The 17,520-nt window shown below is 32.5% G+C and carries 16 protein-coding genes; 13 read left to right on the top strand and 3 right to left on the bottom strand.

Annotated features, from left to right (window positions below; all coding sequences use genetic code 11):
• Window positions 1–129: 129 nt before the first annotated feature.
• From ilvD to acs, 5 genes are all read left to right on the top strand, one after another.
• On the top strand, window positions 130–1,803 hold the full coding sequence (ilvD, locus tag ABXT06_RS04625; RefSeq protein WP_354589690.1) for a dihydroxy-acid dehydratase: 1,674 nt from the start codon (window positions 130–132) through the stop codon (window positions 1,801–1,803).
• A 57-nt stretch (window positions 1,804–1,860) separates the two neighbouring features.
• A complete protein-coding gene (gene ilvB / locus ABXT06_RS04620; protein WP_354589689.1) occupies window positions 1,861–3,549 on the top strand; it encodes a biosynthetic-type acetolactate synthase large subunit in 1,689 nt (562 codons plus the stop codon).
• A 91-nt stretch (window positions 3,550–3,640) separates the two neighbouring features.
• The gene (ilvN, locus tag ABXT06_RS04615; protein ID WP_095929307.1) at window positions 3,641–4,162 is read left to right on the top strand and encodes an acetolactate synthase small subunit; all 522 of its coding nucleotides are present in this window, start codon (window positions 3,641–3,643) and stop codon (window positions 4,160–4,162) included.
• 60 nt (window positions 4,163–4,222) lie between these two features.
• Complete coding sequence (gene ilvC / locus ABXT06_RS04610; RefSeq protein ID WP_111291079.1) at window positions 4,223–5,692, top strand: ketol-acid reductoisomerase; 1,470 nt, start codon at window positions 4,223–4,225, stop codon at window positions 5,690–5,692.
• A 497-nt stretch (window positions 5,693–6,189) separates the two neighbouring features.
• Entirely contained in the window at window positions 6,190–8,100 is a 1,911-nt protein-coding gene (acs, locus tag ABXT06_RS04605; RefSeq protein WP_354589688.1) for an acetate--CoA ligase, read from the top strand.
• Between the two features lie 59 nt (window positions 8,101–8,159).
• Here the strand turns inward: acs and ABXT06_RS04600 are convergent, their stop codons facing one another.
• The 3 genes from ABXT06_RS04600 to ABXT06_RS04590 form a co-directional block, all read right to left on the bottom strand.
• Window positions 8,160–8,552, bottom strand: a complete 393-nt coding sequence (locus ABXT06_RS04600; RefSeq protein WP_354589687.1) for a hypothetical protein — start codon at window positions 8,550–8,552, stop codon at window positions 8,160–8,162.
• A 183-nt stretch (window positions 8,553–8,735) separates the two neighbouring features.
• Window positions 8,736–9,332, bottom strand: coding sequence for a 3'-5' exonuclease (locus ABXT06_RS04595; RefSeq protein ID WP_354589686.1), 597 nt, complete (start codon window positions 9,330–9,332; stop codon window positions 8,736–8,738).
• 3 nt (window positions 9,333–9,335) lie between these two features.
• A complete protein-coding gene (locus ABXT06_RS04590; protein ID WP_354589685.1) occupies window positions 9,336–11,252 on the bottom strand; it encodes a DUF294 nucleotidyltransferase-like domain-containing protein in 1,917 nt (638 codons plus the stop codon).
• Window positions 11,253–12,394: 1,142 nt separating this feature from the next.
• Here ABXT06_RS04590 and ABXT06_RS04585 point away from each other — a divergent pair.
• The 8 genes from ABXT06_RS04585 (at window position 12,395) to ABXT06_RS04550 (ending at window position 17,518) form a co-directional block, all read left to right on the top strand.
• On the top strand, window positions 12,395–12,721 hold the full coding sequence (locus ABXT06_RS04585; protein WP_166924145.1) for a hypothetical protein: 327 nt from the start codon (window positions 12,395–12,397) through the stop codon (window positions 12,719–12,721).
• Between the two features lie 83 nt (window positions 12,722–12,804).
• A complete protein-coding gene (locus ABXT06_RS04580; RefSeq protein ID WP_354589684.1) occupies window positions 12,805–13,998 on the top strand; it encodes a hypothetical protein in 1,194 nt (397 codons plus the stop codon).
• A gap of 277 nt (window positions 13,999–14,275) precedes the next feature.
• A complete protein-coding gene (locus tag ABXT06_RS04575) occupies window positions 14,276–14,995 on the top strand; it encodes a hypothetical protein (RefSeq protein ID WP_354589683.1) in 720 nt (239 codons plus the stop codon).
• 3 nt (window positions 14,996–14,998) lie between these two features.
• Entirely contained in the window at window positions 14,999–15,505 is a 507-nt protein-coding gene (locus tag ABXT06_RS04570) for a hypothetical protein (protein ID WP_343694102.1), read from the top strand.
• A gap of 114 nt (window positions 15,506–15,619) precedes the next feature.
• Window positions 15,620–16,012 (top strand): hypothetical protein, encoded by a 393-nt coding sequence (locus tag ABXT06_RS04565; RefSeq protein WP_343694103.1) that lies wholly within the window; start codon window positions 15,620–15,622, stop codon window positions 16,010–16,012.
• A 103-nt stretch (window positions 16,013–16,115) separates the two neighbouring features.
• On the top strand, window positions 16,116–16,292 hold the full coding sequence (locus ABXT06_RS04560) for a hypothetical protein (RefSeq protein ID WP_343694104.1): 177 nt from the start codon (window positions 16,116–16,118) through the stop codon (window positions 16,290–16,292).
• On the top strand, window positions 16,285–16,839 hold the full coding sequence (locus ABXT06_RS04555) for a hypothetical protein (RefSeq protein ID WP_354589682.1): 555 nt from the start codon (window positions 16,285–16,287) through the stop codon (window positions 16,837–16,839). Before ABXT06_RS04560 ends, ABXT06_RS04555 begins: the two co-directional genes overlap by 8 nt.
• Window positions 16,840–16,996: 157 nt before the next feature.
• A complete protein-coding gene (locus ABXT06_RS04550; protein ID WP_354589681.1) occupies window positions 16,997–17,518 on the top strand; it encodes a hypothetical protein in 522 nt (173 codons plus the stop codon).
• The last annotated feature ends 2 nt before the right edge of the window (window positions 17,519–17,520 follow it).

Below are 17,520 nucleotides of genomic sequence, written 5' to 3'. Positions count from 1 at the left end.
GTTGTCAATGTGATTCACACATCTGCATCGGGAATGTTATAAATATAATTGAAAGACTATATTACAAACCTTCCAAATACTGGAAGGTTTTTTTTTGAATAAAAAATTAAAAAAAAAAATAAAACTATAATGGAATTAAATAAGTACAGCAAGACCATCACACAAGATCAAACACAGCCTGCGGCACAAGCTATGTTGTACGGAATTGGTTTAACTGAAGAAGATTTAAAAAAAGCACAAGTTGGTATTGTGAGCATGGGTTACGATGGTAACACTTGTAACATGCACCTTAATGATTTAGCACAAGATGTTAAAAAAGGTGTCTGGGATGCAGATCTTGTCGGACTTATTTTTAATACCATTGGTGTCAGTGACGGTATTTCTAACGGAACTGAAGGAATGCGTTACTCGCTGGTTTCTAGAGATGTAATTGCAGATTCTATTGAAACAGTTGCTGGAGCACAATGGTACGATAGTATTATTGCTATTCCTGGTTGCGATAAAAATATGCCTGGAGCATTAATTGCAATGGGAAGATTGAACCGTCCGTCAATGATGATTTATGGTGGTTCTATTCACTCTGGAAAATGGAAAGGAGAATCTTTAAACATTGTTTCTGCTTTTGAAGCTTTAGGAAAAAAAGTAAAAGGAGAAATTACTCCAGAAGATTTTAAAGGTGTTATTCAGAATGCTTGTCCTGGAGCTGGTGCTTGCGGTGGTATGTATACTGCAAATACAATGTCTTCTGCAATTGAAGCATTAGGAATGAGCTTACCTTATAGTTCTTCAAACCCTGCTTTAAGTCAGGAAAAAAGAGACGAATGTCTTGAAGCTGGAAAAGCAATCAAAATATTATTAGAAAAAGATATTAAGCCAAGAGATATCATGACTCGTAAGGCTTTCGAAAATGCTATTACAATTGTAGCTGTTTTAGGTGGTTCTACAAATGCTGTTATGCACTTAATCGCAATGGCTCACTCAGTTGGAATCACAATTACTTTAGATGATTTCCAAGCTATTAACGACAGAACTCCAGTATTGGCAGACATGAAGCCAAGTGGTAAGTATATGATGGAAGATATTCATGAAGTAGGAGGTATTCCTGCAGTAATGAAATACTTGCTTAAAGTTGGACTTATTCACGGAGATTGTTTAACTGTAACAGGAAAAACAGTGGCTGAAAACTTAGCTTCAACTCCAGATTTACAAGACGGACAAGAAGTAATTCATGAAATTCAAAAAGCATTAAAACCAACAGGAAATATTCAGGTTTTATACGGAAATCTTGCTTCTGAAGGTGCTGTAGCAAAAATCAGCGGTAAAGAAGGAGAATATTTCGAAGGGCCAGCTGTTGTATTTGAAGGTGAATTTGAAGTAATTCCAGGTCTTCAAGCCGGAAAAATTAAACCAGGTAATGTAGTCGTCATCAGGGGTTGTGGGCCAAAAGGTGGTCCGGGAATGCCTGAAATGCTGAAGCCTACATCTGCGATTATTGGAGCTGGATTAGGAAGCAGTTGTGCACTAATCACAGACGGTAGATTCTCGGGCGGTTCGCACGGTTTCGTGGTAGGACACGTTACACCAGAAGCATATGATGGTGGTGGTATTGCACTAGTAAAAGATGGAGATTTGATCGCTATTGACGCTGTGAAAAATACAATCGACCTGAAGATATCTGACGAAGAATTTGCAGCAAGAAAAGCAGCTTGGGTTAAGCCAGCTTTAAAAGTTGACAGAGGGGTTTTACTTAAATACGCTAAGTCGGTTTCAAGTGCATCTACAGGATGTGTTACCGATAATTAATTATAAAAAATCAAAAATCAATTTCAGCAAAATTGAAATTGATAAAAACAATATACTATGAAAATATCAGGGGCAGAAGCCGTTATAAGATGTTTATTAGCAGAAGGAGTAGATTTAATTTATGGTTACCCAGGTGGAGCTATAATGCCAGTTTACGACGAATTATATAAATTTCAAGATCAATTGCATCACGTTTTAGTACGTCACGAACAAGGTGCAACACATGCAGCTCAAGGTTATGCAAGAGCTACAGGAAAAGTAGGGGTGGCAATTGCTACTTCTGGACCAGGAGCTACAAATTTGGTAACTGGTATTGCAGATGCTCAAATCGATTCAACGCCTTTAGTATGTATTACAGGACAAGTTGGACGACATTTATTAGGATCTGATGCATTTCAGGAAACGGATATTATCGGAATTTCAACTCCGGTTACAAAATGGAATTTTCAGGTAACTGAAGCTTCTCAAATTCCTGAAATTATTGCAAAAGCATTTTATATTGCTCGTTCTGGGCGTCCAGGGCCTGTATTGGTTGATATTACTAAAAACGCTCAGTTTGATGAGTTTGATTTTAGCTATGAAAAATGTACAGGAATCAGAAGTTATGTTCCTGTTCCAAAATTAAATTTAGACAAAGTTGCTGAAGCTGCAGCTTTAATCAATAGTGCAAAAAAACCGCTTATTGTTTTTGGTCAAGGAATTATTCTTGGTCAAGCCGAAGCAGAATTTAAAGCGGTAGTTGAAAAAGCTGGAATTCCAGCTGCATGGACAATCTTAGGTTTATCAGCTCTTCCAACAGATCATCCTCTAAATGTTGGTATGCTTGGAATGCATGGAAATTATGCGCCAAATTTGCTAACAAACGAATGTGATGTTTTAATTGCTTTCGGAATGCGTTTTGACGACCGTGTTACAGGTAAATTAAGCACTTATGCAAAACAGGCAAAAGTAGTTCACTTCGAAATTGATCCTGCTGAGATTGATAAAAACGTTAAAACAGAAATTGCTGTTTTAGGAGATGTAAAAGAATCTTTAGCGGCTTTATTACCGCTTTTAGATGCTAAATCTCACGATGCTTGGCACAACGAATTTAAAGAATTAAGTAAAGTTGAATTTGATACAGTTATAAAAGAAGAATTAAATCCAACAAATGGTAAAGGAATTTCGATGGGAGAAACTATCGAAATGATTAACAAACACTCAAACGGAGATGCTATCATCGTTTCAGATGTTGGTCAGCACCAAATGTTTGCATGCCGTTATGCTAAATTCAATTCAACAAAAAGTAATATTACTTCTGGAGGTTTAGGTACTATGGGATTTGCATTGCCAGCGGCGATTGGTGCAAAAATGGGTAAACCAGAACGTGAAGTAGTGGCAATTATTGGTGATGGTGGTTTCCAGATGACAATTCAGGAGCTTGGAACTATTTTCCAAACAGAAGTTCCAGTAAAAATTGTGGTTTTAAACAATGAATTCTTAGGAATGGTTCGCCAATGGCAAGAATTATTCTTTGATAACCGATATGCTTCAACAAGAATGATTAATCCAAATTTCATTGCAATTGCTGAAGGATATCATATCAAATCTAAAAAAGTTACACAACGCGAAGATTTAGATGCAGCTGTCGCTGAGATGCTAGCTTCAAAAGATTCATACTTCTTAGAAGTTGTAGTCGAAAAAGAAAACAATGTTTTCCCAATGATTCCAACAGGAGCTTGTGTGTCAGAAATTAGATTAAGTTAAGAAAAAAGTTTCAGGTTTCAAGTTCCAAGTTTCACGTTCTCAACAGAACTTGAAACCTGAAACTTGAAACAAAATAAACTAAAAAAACATCATGGAAGATAAAACATTTACCATATCGGTATATTCAGAAAATAATGTAGGATTGTTGAATAGAATTTCTGGAATATTCTTAAAGCGTCACATTAATATATTAAGTCTAAATGTTTCAGAATCAGAAATAGAGAATGTTTCAAGATTTATAATCGTAGTTAATACGACAGAAAAATGGGTTCAGAATATTGTTGGACAAATCGAGAAACAAATTGAAGTTATAAAAGCATTTTATCATACAGATGAGGAGACTATTTTCTTAGAAAATGCTTTGTTTAAAATCGCTTCAAGTTTGTTGTTTGACGAGAAACAAATTCAGAATATCATCAAAGAAAGCCAGTCTACAATTGTAACGGTTTCTCGTGATTTCTTTGTGATTTCAAAATCAGGAAGACGTTCTGAAATTGAAGAATTATACCAAAAGTTCAAACCATACGGAATTATGCAGTTTGTACGTTCGGGAAGAATATCAGTTTCTAAACAAAAAATGGAGATTTCTACTTTATTAGAATCCTTTAAATAATAAAATCTTAGTTATATATAATCAATATTAAATTTCATTTCATTAAATATTAAAACAAAAATGGCAAATTATTTCAATACATTACCACTTAGATTACAATTAGAACAATTAGGAGTTTGCGAATTTATGGAGCAATCAGAATTTGCAGACGGAATTGCAGCATTGGCTGGAAAAAAAGTTGTAATTGTTGGTTGTGGTGCACAAGGTTTGAATCAAGGTTTAAACATGAGAGATTCTGGTTTAGACATTTCTTATGCATTGCGTGCAGATGCAATTGCAGAAAAAAGAGCTTCTTATAAAAATGCAACTGAAAACGGTTTCAAAGTAGGAACTTACGAAGAATTGATTCCAACTGCAGATTTAGTTTGTAACCTTACACCAGACAAACAGCACACTGCTGTGGTAACTGCTATTATGCCATTAATGAAACAAGGTTCTACTTTGTCTTATTCTCACGGATTCAACATTGTAGAAGAAGGAATGCAGATTCGTAAAGACATCACTGTTATTATGTGTGCTCCTAAATGTCCGGGTTCTGAGGTACGTGAAGAATACAAAAGAGGATTTGGAGTTCCAACTCTTATTGCAGTTCACCCAGAAAACGATCCAAACGGATTTGGTTTAGATCAAGCAAAAGCTTACGCTGTAGCAACTGGAGGACACAGAGCGGGAGTTTTAAGATCATCTTTCGTAGCTGAAGTAAAATCAGATTTAATGGGTGAGCAGACAATTCTTTGCGGATTATTGCAAACTGGTTCTATTTTATGTTTCGATAAAATGGTTGAAAAAGGAATCGATGCTGCATACGCTTCAAAATTAATCCAATACGGATGGGAAACTATCACTGAAGCTTTAAAACACGGTGGTATTACTAATATGATGGATCGTTTAAACAATCCTTCTAAAATTGAAGCTTACGAATTGGCTGAAGAATTAAAGGATATCATGCGTCCATTATTCCAAAAACACCAAGACGATATCATTTCTGGAGAATTCTCAAGAACTATGATGATTGACTGGGCTAATGACGATGTTAACTTATTGAAGTGGAGAGCTGCAACAGGAGAAACTAATTTCGAAAAAACAGCTCCACAAGAAGCTCCAATCTCAGAGCAAGAATATTTTGATAATGGAGTATTAATGATTGCAATGGTAAAAGCTGGTGTTGAATTAGCTTTTGAAACAATGACAGAAGCTGGTATTATCGAAGAATCTGCTTACTATGAGTCATTGCACGAATTGCCATTAATTGCGAACACAATTGCAAGAAAGAAATTATTTGAAATGAACCGTGTAATTTCTGATACAGCAGAATACGGATGTTACTTGTTTGATCATGCATGTAAGCCATTATTGACTGAATTCATGAAAAAAGTTGAGACTAATATTATTGGTAAACCATTTTCAACTTCAAACGGAGTAGACAATGCTGTGTTAATCGCTGTTAACAAAGAAATTCGTCAACATCCTATTGAAGAGGTAGGGGCTTGGTTGAGAGAGTCTATGACAGCAATGAAAAAAATTGGATAATAAAAAATTGGGAATTTCCGCAGAATCGGATTCTGCGGAATTTGCACTGTATCAATGATTTGTAATATTTTGAATTAGTAAGCACTTATTAAGAAAAAAGATATAGATGCATATTGCATTCACTTAACTTCAGAGAGTGAGTAAGTTAAGTGAAGCGGATCCCTAAAATGGGGTATATTTTGTAAAAAAGAATATACTTGTTGAAATTTCTGTTTTAATTAATAAAGATGCTGCTATTTTCAAAATAGAGAAAAGTCTCGCAGTGCGGTTACAAAATTAATTGTTATTGAAATTTGTTAAATTAAAAAAGGCATAATATCTATTTATTATGCCTTTTTTGCCTTTCTATTTTTGATTTAAAAAGCAAAATTTTAAATCAAACGCAAATAATTATCATATTTTATTAAAGAAATGTTTTTTTTTGATAAAATTTATGAATTAAATTATTTCACGGATACGTTCAGATTTAATACATTTATAAAAAAATTCAACAAACGATGAGCTATTACAAAATTGAAAATTTAGAACAATATTTTAAACATTACAATAAGTCAATAAGAGAGCCAAGAAAATTTTGGGGAAAAATAGCTGAGGAAAATTTTACATGGTACCAACAATGGGAAAAGGTTGTTGATTTTAATATGGCTGAAGCAGAAGTAAAATGGTTTACAGATGCTAAAGTTAACATTACCAAAAACTGTATTGATAGACATTTAAGCAAAAGAGGAGAGAAAACGGCAATTATTTTTGAGCCTAATGATCCTTCTGAAGAGGCTTTACATATATCGTATAATGAATTATACGAGAGAGTTTCAAAAATGGCAAACGTTCTTCGCGAGCAAGGTGTTCGTAAAGGAGATAGAGTTTGCATTTATTTACCAATGATTCCAGAATTGGCTGTTTCTGTTTTAGCTTGTGCTAGAATTGGAGCTATTCACTCTGTTGTTTTTGCTGGATTTTCTGCATCTGCAGTTTCTGCAAGAATCAACGATTGTGAATGTAAAATGGTAATTACATCGGACGGAGGTTATAGAGGAAATAAAACAATTGACCTTAAAGGGATTGTAGACGAAGCTCTAGAAACTTGTCCTTCTGTAACAAAAGTTTTAGTTGCAAAAAGAACTAATACTAATGTTAAAATGAAAGATGGTCGCGATATTTGGTTACAGCCATTATTAGACGCAGCTTTAGATAATAGTGTTGCTGAAATTATGGATGCTGAAGATCCGTTGTTTATTTTATATACTTCAGGGTCAACAGGAAAACCAAAAGGAATGGTTCATACCACAGCTGGTTACATGGTTTACACGGCGTATACTTTTAAAAATGTTTTCAATTACGAAGACAATGATATTTTCTGGTGTACAGCAGATATAGGATGGATTACAGGTCACTCTTATATATTGTATGGACCATTATTAAATGGAGCTACAACTGTAATTTTTGAAGGAGTTCCTTCCTATCCAGATTTTAGCCGTTTTTGGGATATCATCGAAAAACATAAAATTACACAATTCTATACTGCGCCTACAGCAATCCGTTCGTTAGCAAAAGAAAGTTTAGATTATATTCAAAAATATCCTCTTAAATCACTTAAAGTTATTGGGTCTGTTGGAGAGCCAATCAACGAAGAAGCTTGGCACTGGTTTAATGACCACGTAGGAGACAAGAGATGTCCGGTTGTAGATACTTGGTGGCAGACAGAAACAGGAGGAATCATGATTTCGCCAATTGCTTTTGTGACACCAACAAAACCAACTTATGCAACGTTACCACTGCCTGGAATTCAGCCAGTTTTGATGGACGAAAAGCGTAATGAAATTGAAGGAAACCAAGTAGTTGGAAGTTTGTGTATAAAATTCCCATGGCCTGGAATCGCTAGAACAATTTGGAATAATCATGATCGTTACAAAGAAACTTATTTCTCTGCTTTCCCAGGAAAATATTTTACAGGAGACGGCGCTTTAAGAGACGAAGTTGGATACTACAGAATTACGGGTAGAGTAGATGATGTGGTAATTGTTTCTGGACATAATTTAGGAACTGCACCAATCGAAGATGCAATTAACGAACACCCAGCTGTAGCAGAATCTGCAATTGTTGGATTCCCACATGATATTAAAGGAAATGCATTATACGGCTACGTTATTTTGAAAGAAACCGGAGAAGTTAGAGATAGAAATAATCTAACAAAAGAGATTAACCAATATATTTCTGATCACATTGGGCCAATCGCAAAATTGGATAAAATTCAATTTGTTTCTGGTTTGCCAAAAACTCGTTCTGGAAAAATCATGCGTAGAATTTTACGTAAAATAGCTGAAGGAGATAATTCTAATTTTGGAGATACTTCAACACTATTAAATCCGGAAATTGTAGACGAAATTATTAAAGGTAAAATATCTTAACCGAAAATATGTAAACCTAAAAAAAGCCTCTTAAATTTAGAGGCTTTTTTTATAGCAAATTATTGTGCATTTTTTAAACTTGCATCGTTTGCAAAAGTAAGTTGTTGCATATTACTTAAGTTAGTAAGCGACAGAATTCCATTTTTATTTTCATTAATTCCATTTATTTTAAAACAAAACTCATTTCCATCTTTATCTCGTAAAGTTATAAATTCAGCAGTATCATCTGAAAAGTTTTGACAAATGTGCGAGATTGTATATTTGTACATCACGCTCATCTTGTCGTTGTTGTAATTGTATACTTTTCCGTCAGGGGTGAAAGTCCATTTAATACTTCGGTTGGTTTTAGAGTGCCAATTTCCTAGGATACGTTTAGAAGAAGGGTCTTGATTTTGTGCAAAAGCTACTGACGCTGAAAATAAAAATAGCAATAGAAATAGTGAGTTTTTCATGGTTTGCATTTTATAAATAATTCTTTATCATAAAATTACAATTTTGCTCAATTTAAAAAATCAGTCAGCTTATAATTTTCTGTTAAAAACATCTACAAAACTATAAAAAATGCCTCTTAATAATTTAAGAGGCATTTTTTATAGTTTAAATCAAAATTTAGATTTTTTTTGAATTTTAAAAATCTACTTTATTCCCAATCTTGATTTTAATTTCAAGAATAAAAGTCCAATTCTGTACGCATCTTCAGCAGAAGAATTTCTATCGCTTTTTGGAATTTTATAAATTCCGCACAAATCATCCAGAGAAAATTGCTTATCGTTTATATCAGTCAATTTTCTGTACATGACATCAACATCCAAAGCTTCATTTTTAAGGCGACCACAATTTAAACGCTCCAAAGCGGCATTTAGCATTTCGACATCAAAATTGATGTGATGTCCAACCAAAATTGAATTTCCAATAAAATTAACCAAAGCTTCAAGAGCATCAGGCTCAGGCATTTTCATCATTTTGCTTTCAATGATAAATTCATTTGAAAGTCCATTGTCTTGTAAATACTTATATTGTAGTAAAACAGTCTCAAAACTTTCTTTAATAACAATACTGTCATCAATTATAGAAAATGCTCCAAGAGAAAGAATAACATCTTTATCCGGATTAAGCCCAGAAGTTTCAGTTGATATTACTACAAACTTATTAGGTTTAGTCTCGAATTTAGTTAAATAGTCTTTCCAGAATTCTGGATAGTCTTTGTTAATGTTTTTTAACCAGTCTAGCATATTTTATGAGAATTGTGTCAATTGAAATTTACTCTTAATCAGTTCCTCCAGGTCTTTCATTGGGGATAATGCATTTTTTAATTTCTCTTTGTCAGATTTTGACATTTCTCTTAAATTAATGTATTGGCCAGAGTCGTCATTTTTTAATCCTTCGACAGTTCTAAATTTAGAAAGGGTTAAGAAAGCTTCTGCGCAACTTAAATAAATTTCAGCATTTTTAGAATCTGTAATGGCTAATTGTTTGAATCTTAAATAAGTATTTTGAATTCCTTTTATATTAGCATTTAATATCAATAAACGTGCGCCGTCAATTAATGGCATTAAAGCTCTAGTCTTAATGTCAAATTTTTCTTTGTTAGGACCGTCTTCTTCAGTAATAAATTTCTTGAAGAAACTCAATGGAGAATTTCTTTTCAAAGCATCATTCCCTAAAAAGTCGAAGAATAAAGTGTTGTTAACGGCATTTTTGAAAATTACGTTTTCAATTGCTTCTTCTATTTTTGGTTCGCCAAAAACAATTTCATAATCAAAGAAAATACTACTTAAATCATTACTATTTTCACCTGGAGTATTCATCCAACTATTGTATTGTTTTGTCCAGTCACTCAATGATTTACACCAAAGCATATTACTTGCCATGTGTCCGTTTGGACAATAATCATATCCTACTTTTTCTAATATAGAAGTGGCGCGTTTTGCTAACCTTAAGAAATAATCTTTTACTTCTCTATATTTTTCAGGAGTAACATCTTCAAAAATTAAAATACTATCCTGATCTGTAAGTAATAATTGCTCCTTACGTCCTTGACTTCCAATGCTTAACCAGGCAAAACGTGCAGGAGGGGAGCCTAAATCTAAAATAGCTAATTCGACTGCTCTTTTTATAATTGCTAAATTAATTTCACTTGCAATATTGCTAACATGCGAAATTGGAATATTTTTTTGAATCGAATTCTGAATTAAATCAGATAAACGATCACGTATTTGTTTTAAATCTTTTGGAAGCTGTGAACGCTTAATTTCTTTGATTAATACACCTGGGTTACTTGCTTGTGCAACAATAAGATCGTGTTCAGAAATAATTCCTTTTACAACAGATTTGCTAGTACCATCTTTGGTAACGCATAAATGCGTAACATTATGTTTCAGCATTAATAATTGCGCTTCTGCCAAAGACACATTTTCTAAAACTGTAACAACAGGAGAAGACATAATTTTGTCTATGGTTTCAGTGATAGGATAGCGTCCAGTTGCAATTTTAGATGATAAATCGGCATTGGTTACAATACCAATCGGATGATTTTTTTCGCCACAAATTATGATATTATCTACCATAGAATCTGTCATTAAAATCGCAACATCTTTAATTATAGAGCTTGCCTGAGTTGTAAGAGGCGAATTATTATAATTAAGTGATTGAATGTATTGCATTTCTGTCTGCTGGTCAATGTAATCACTATCAGAGATTAGCTTGCCATTAGAGCTCATACTATCTTTTGTATGACGTGAATTTACAGCAAAACTTTCCAATAGAAAGTTTAAAACATCTGAATTATTGGCAACAAAAGGTCTAAAAACAGCAATCGGAATAGCGTAAATAATACTTTCTTCACGTGCTTTAGCCGTCATCATATAGTTGTTTTTTGCAAAAAACGGACGTAAACCAAAAATATCGCCTTCGTGACATTTGTTTATAATGGTTTCTTCAGCGTCTGCAATAGTCGTAAGATTAATGACACCAGAAGCTACAACATAAAAACTTTCATGAAGCGGATCATTATTTTGAAATAATACTGCATGCTTTTCTAAATTAATGACACGAATATTCGTAGCAATATCTGATAATTCCTGAAAAGTTAAATTATCAAATGGTTTGTATTCTTTTAAAAAATCTGCAATATGCTCAGCAACTGTATTCATATAAGTGATAATTTATTTTTAAAGTATCGAATGTAAAAATAGTAAAATAAAGTCTTACAATGAAAGTATCTTTAGCAGAAACTAATTATTTTAAAGAAATGTTAAAAGATAATGGTAATAAGACTTTAAAAAGTTTTAATCTTTTAGAATTTTGATTATTTCTAACTTTAAATATAAGCTATTTTATTGAAAAAAAATAATCCATTCTCAAGTAAGGCCTCGAATTTTTCGATATTTCAAAATTTTTCAATTTAAAAATCATACAGCCGATTTATGAGCATTTCGAATTATATAAAAAAGTCTCAACTAATAATTAATCCGTTAATAATCTCATGAGCTAAATTTTCAATATCTGAAAAAAAATAAAACTAAAACGTGTATAGCGGATTTATAAGCAATTTGAATTTTAAAAATATTTTGTTTGATGATAATTCGTGCATAATTAAACAAACCAAAATTTCAATATTTAAGAAATTTTGAAATAAAAAATCGTACAGCAGATTTATGAGCAATAAGAATTCCAGTTGAAATATCCAAATCTCGAAATTATGACCCATAAATTGGCAAGCTAAATTTTTAATATTTGAAAAAAAATAAAGTTTGAAATCATACAGGAGATTTATGCGAGTTTAGAATTTTACTCTTTTAAAGCTTAATATTTTTTTGAGAAGATTTATTTATAAGGAGAGTATGAGTTTATAATTTTTCAGTTTTCAAATAAAACTCTTAAATAAACTCATACAACGTATATATAGGAGGTTTTTAAAATATTCTATTTTACATAATATAAATTATAGTTCATTTGTGATATAACTTATTAACTATTACAAATGGCTTTAAAACGTTCCTCTTTAGAGAATTACACGCTATTACTTGTAGAACTAAACAAGATGCGTCACACAAACTTTAATGCAAAAACATTTTTGAAAAAAATGCGTCCATTTTGCAAAACCTCACATTTAAAGTTCAAAACATTATTTCTAAGAATCCGTGGTTCAAATATAGGAATTACAATTAAAGTTTGTACGGATTGCTTTATAGTAACTCAATCTTTTTGTGTTCATGAATTTATTTTTTACTGCAATTCTCAGAAAACGCTTATTTCAAAACTTCTTAAACATAATCTTCTAATACCTTAATATATGTCTACAATTTTACTTTTAATCCAAAAACGAGAAAATTTGCTTTTGGAATTGTCGGGATTAAATCATGATCTAAATGAGTATTCAAAAAATCCTGTAGAGACTGTCGATTTACTTGGTTTAAAATATCAGCATGATTTTACAATGAGAGAAATTAAAAATGTTGGTCAGCAGATAAATGTTTTTTTTAATTCTCAGATTTCAAATTATCAGCAGAAATTTTTTGAAGTCGAAAAGAAAATAACTGAGGCAATATCAAAGAAAGAATTTACAATCCATGATTTGCCAAAAAATCATTATTCACTTTGGCAAGATTCGGAAAATTGATTTTTTGCTACTCCCCTTTCGATTTTTTAATTGTTGCCGTAGGGTATAACGGCAACTAACTCACTCAAAACCTACTAAAAACAATGATTTCATATAGAGAAAGGCATCAAGCCCAAACCAAATTCAAAAACAATAATTTAAAACCTACTCTTATAAATATAGACTACTTAATTATCAATTTAGAGGGTCAACCGTTTGGAGAATTTCCTGAGCATTCAAAGTTTCGTTTAAAACCTTACGAATACGGAACTAAGATTTTTGAACTAAGAGCAGACCTATATTATGAAGATTTAAAAATCGGTATTTACACAGCAAAACCACGTTCTGCAATTATGAGCGAACAATTTGCACAGCTTCAATTTGAAAACAATCTATTTTATACATTATCTAACGACGCTTTAAAAGGTGTCATAAATGCTTTTTGCGATGAAACGAACTACTTATTTAAGTCTGTTAATAGACTGGATATATGCCTTGACAAGTCTGATATCAACAATTCTTACCGTAATTTATATAGTAATGTGGTTGCAGGTAACTACCTTATTTCAGGGCGTCCGAAAAATTTACAAAGCTATTTTGAAACGTACAAAGGAAAATCCATACTTAACGGTTTCCAAATAGGAAAAAGAACATCAGACAAAATAATACGATGCTATAACAAAACGCTGTCTTTACAATTAACTGAAAAGCCATATATAAACGAATATTACGCAAATAATGGTTTGAAAAACGACAATGTTTGGCGTTTTGAATATCAGTTAAATTCAGCGTTTTTTAGAGGATTAAACGAACATTCGAAAGGAGATATAAATATCAGTCAGGCAATGACTTGGGGTGTTTTTGATAAAGCAAATCTTTATGAGTTGTTGAAAATTGCAAATAAAGGTTTTTTTGAACTTCGTGAGAACACTGGTAAAAGTCAAATTAATAAAGAAAAGCAAATAGTTTTATTTGATTTTGATTTTTTACAAGCCCAAATTACCAAATTTAATCCTATAATCAAACGCTTGAAAAAGGTTGTTCTTTCTTCGACAACTATCAAAAAACGTCTTGCAAAATCTCTGTTTAGAGAATATTACGCAAACAATCAGGATATATCTTATATCGTTGCTTTAAATCTTTTACTTGAAGATTTAGACATGATTACCGAAAAACCACTTATAAATTGGTTCAAAAACAAATTGCATTTCTATATGCATGAGTTTAGAACAAAGGAAAAATTAGTAAATGATTTTGACTTTGAATTATTCCACGAACATCAACTTTTATTTTTATAAGCCATGAAAACACAGAATACAAGCCAAAAAGTAACTAAAACCCAGTTAATGCATATTCTTGAATTAAGCTATAAAACGGCTTGTAAAGAATATCAAACAATTATTGATTCTCTTGCTTTAAAAAGGAACTATTTAACGGTTCAAGACCTAATAAACTATGGCATATTATAGGGAAAATTAGGGAAAAATAGGGAATTATAGGGAATTTTAGGGAACGTCAATTAATAGTTGCAATAACCTTTGTGAAAGAAATTTAAACAAATAAAATTTATAACAAATGAAAATTGCAACTATTACAGGCGTTACAAAATCGCCAGAATTACAAGTAACAAAAGCAATCGGTGCTTTGATTCTTTCAAGTGATGTGGCTTTGTCAGCCTTAACTACTGAAAAAATCAGTATTTACATTGAACGTGGAAACGGTTCGAATGTCATTTTAGCAAACAAAGTGTTGCTTAAAGATTTCATTTTAGCAAGTACCTACGGAACAGAAAACACTCAATCCGATGCTGATAATGCTATGATTGCATTATGTGAATTGGCAGACGAAGGTTCTATTTATCTTGCAGATAAAGAGAGTATTAAAATTACTCTTGAAGATTTGATTTCAGATAAACGTTACGATTTGCACGGTATTGAAGAACCACAACAAACCAACAATTTATTTTTCTTCGAACAAAAATCTGTTGCTTCTGAGGAGTTCAACAAAAAAATCGATGTTCAGGGATTTGATTTGGCAGTCATGACTGTTGACGATTCAGTAAGTGATTTGTCTTACCAGTACTCAAATGGTCAGGTTGTAAAATATCTGCCATTCGAATTGCAGACTTTAAGCCGTGACATTGACCCAATCCAAGCTGTACTTTCAGACGGAAAAGTTGTTCAGGGTTTAACTGATAGATTAACCTTGCCTTTAGTAGCTGTTGTTGGTATTGAAATCAATAAGTCGCAAGGCTCAATTATTAATTTCGTCGTAAGATGTTTAAAAACTGTGTAAAATATGGGATTCTTTAAAAAAATTGGTCAATCCATTAAAAAAAATGTCTCGTTTAAAAATTTGGTAAAGGTTGCTACTACTGCCGTTGGTTTTGTACCTGGCTTTGGTGGGATTGCTCAGCAGGCAATAGAAAAAGTTACTGATTCAGTAGAGGCTAGAAAACAGCAAAAACGTGCTGAAGCTGAAGGTAAACAAGCGGAAGCTGATGCTTGGAGTGCTAAAGCAAAACAATTAGAACAACAGTTAGCAGATGGTACTGGTGCAATAGTAAATGCTGGTTCAAATATGTTTGCAAAATCAGTGGTAAAGGGTGTTAATGATGGTTTGTCAGATGGTGTTGTACAAGCTTCGGGGCAAATTGGTGCTACTGTCGTAAGTTCAACTATTAAAGTTTGGTTTGAAAGAAATTGGAAAATTGTTATTGGTGCTGTCGCTGGTCTTATTGCATTGATTTGGTTTTTAAGACGTGACCGCAATAATTCAGGCAGAAGAGTTGCTCGAAAAAGATAGCAAGCCGAAAAATTACTATCGAATCTATCTTATTGTATTTCTGATAGATTCGGCAGTAATCATAGTAAAAAAACTGACTGAAATTATATTATTAATTAAACACATTATAAAGTAATGGCACAAAATAGAAAGAATTCTAATAATCAGAATTACAACAATAATAAACAACAAAGCGTAAAGCATTCAGGAGCAAAGTATACCACTTATACTCCTGTTTCGGGGCCTAATCAAGGTGTAGAACAACACTTAACAACTGGTTGGAGATTATCAAAAGGCGAATTAATTGCAATTAAGTGCGTAACCACAACAAAATCAAATCTTTCAGATAAAGGTTGGTTCGGTTCTGTAGCATGCACTTTTACAAACACAAAAACTGGTGTTCAGTCTTTTCATTGGGGAACAATGCAGAAAAACGGCGGTAAAGTTGTAATTGACAGTATGGCGTTTGTAATTAATCCACGTGCAAAAAACGGTGGTTACGCTGGTACGTTTATCCGTTCGAACTAATGTTTAGGTTTATATTAAAGTTCCTCCCTCTTATACTTCATGAGGGAGTTGATTTACTCAAAGAACATTTAGAAAAAAGAAAACAATTAAAACAAAATAAGTCATGAAAAATTTGAAAGGAATTGTTTCGATAATTGGTATTATCGTGAAATATGGTGCGGTTGTAACTGCAATTTTAAAAGGTATTCAGGTTGTATCTGATGAATTAAGTAAGCTTGATTTTGGAAAGGATGAACCGCAATTACCTGCTAAACCTCAAACTGTAGAAGAAAATGAGTAGTTTTTTAGGTCGTAAGGATAAATCAAGGGGTATCCGCAATAATAATCCGGGCAATTTACGTTTTGTTGCGTCTAATAATTGGCTTGGAAAAATACCTTACGTAGAAAATACGGATTCCGATAAAGCCTTTGAGCAGTTTACAGAAATCAAATATGGTATTCGTGCAATGTTACGTGTTGTTATTAATAATATAGATAAAGGTAATGATACTGTTACTAAGATAATTACTCGTTATGCACCTCCTTTCGAAAATGATACAAAAGCTTATATAAGTGGTGTGTCTAAGGCGCTTGGGTTGCATCCTGACGAAAAGATTACAAATGTCGATGCTCTATTTTTAATAACTATTGCTAGAGCAATAATCAAACATGAGGTTGGAACAGATGCTTCTCTTGTTTTGGATTCGGACATACAAGATGCGATTGATGTTATCGGAACTTTTAATCTTAATAACGTTACGGTAACGGCTAAAAAGAAATTCAAATTTAATTATTTGATTATTCCCGTACTGCTTTTTTTTTATACTGTTTACAGCGTTACAGTCTAAACAAACGCCCAAAACGATAAAAATTATTAATTCAAAATTTAAACAAGATGTTAGATAAAATCAAACTTTTTTACGCAAACAATAAAACTATTGCAAATGTTGTATTAGTTGCTTTAGCAGGATTCTTAGCTTATAAATTATTTAAGAAAAAATAATTATGGCTCAAAGAGAGATAGTTAATAGAACAAAGAGCCAAGCCAATACTGTTTGGCTCTTTGATTTTCTGCAGAAATATTGGCTTTTATGTGTTGGTATCATTGTGTGTTATCCATTATTGAGAAAATGGTATGCTAAATTCACACAAGATGCTGAAGAAAAAGCTTTGGAAGATGCGGAAAAAGATTTAAAAATTGCTGTTTCTAACCCAATCACGAAAGAAATTGAATTGAACAAAATTACACTTCGTAAGGAAGTTCATAACATAGCAGAATCTTTAGCTGTTTGGTTGGGAACAAATAAGCAAACAAAAGACGCTCCTTGGTATACTTGGATAACTGAACCAATGTCGAACTTCGAAAATGAAAAAGAGACAATTAATGAGTTATTAAAAGTAAAGCAAGTTACAACTGTTCCTTTAGTAATTGGCTGTTATTATGTTATTACAAGACGTGATTTAAAAGCTGATTTGAAAAAATATTTATCAACTTCGGACTTGAAAAAAGTTCCGTTATTTAATTAATC

Origin of the sequence: Flavobacterium sp. UW10123 (assembly GCF_040538975.1) — a bacterium.
Lineage (GTDB): Bacteria > Bacteroidota > Bacteroidia > Flavobacteriales > Flavobacteriaceae > Flavobacterium.
The sequence above is the reverse complement of the archived record's forward strand: the minus strand, read 5'-3'. Positions and strand labels throughout refer to the sequence as shown.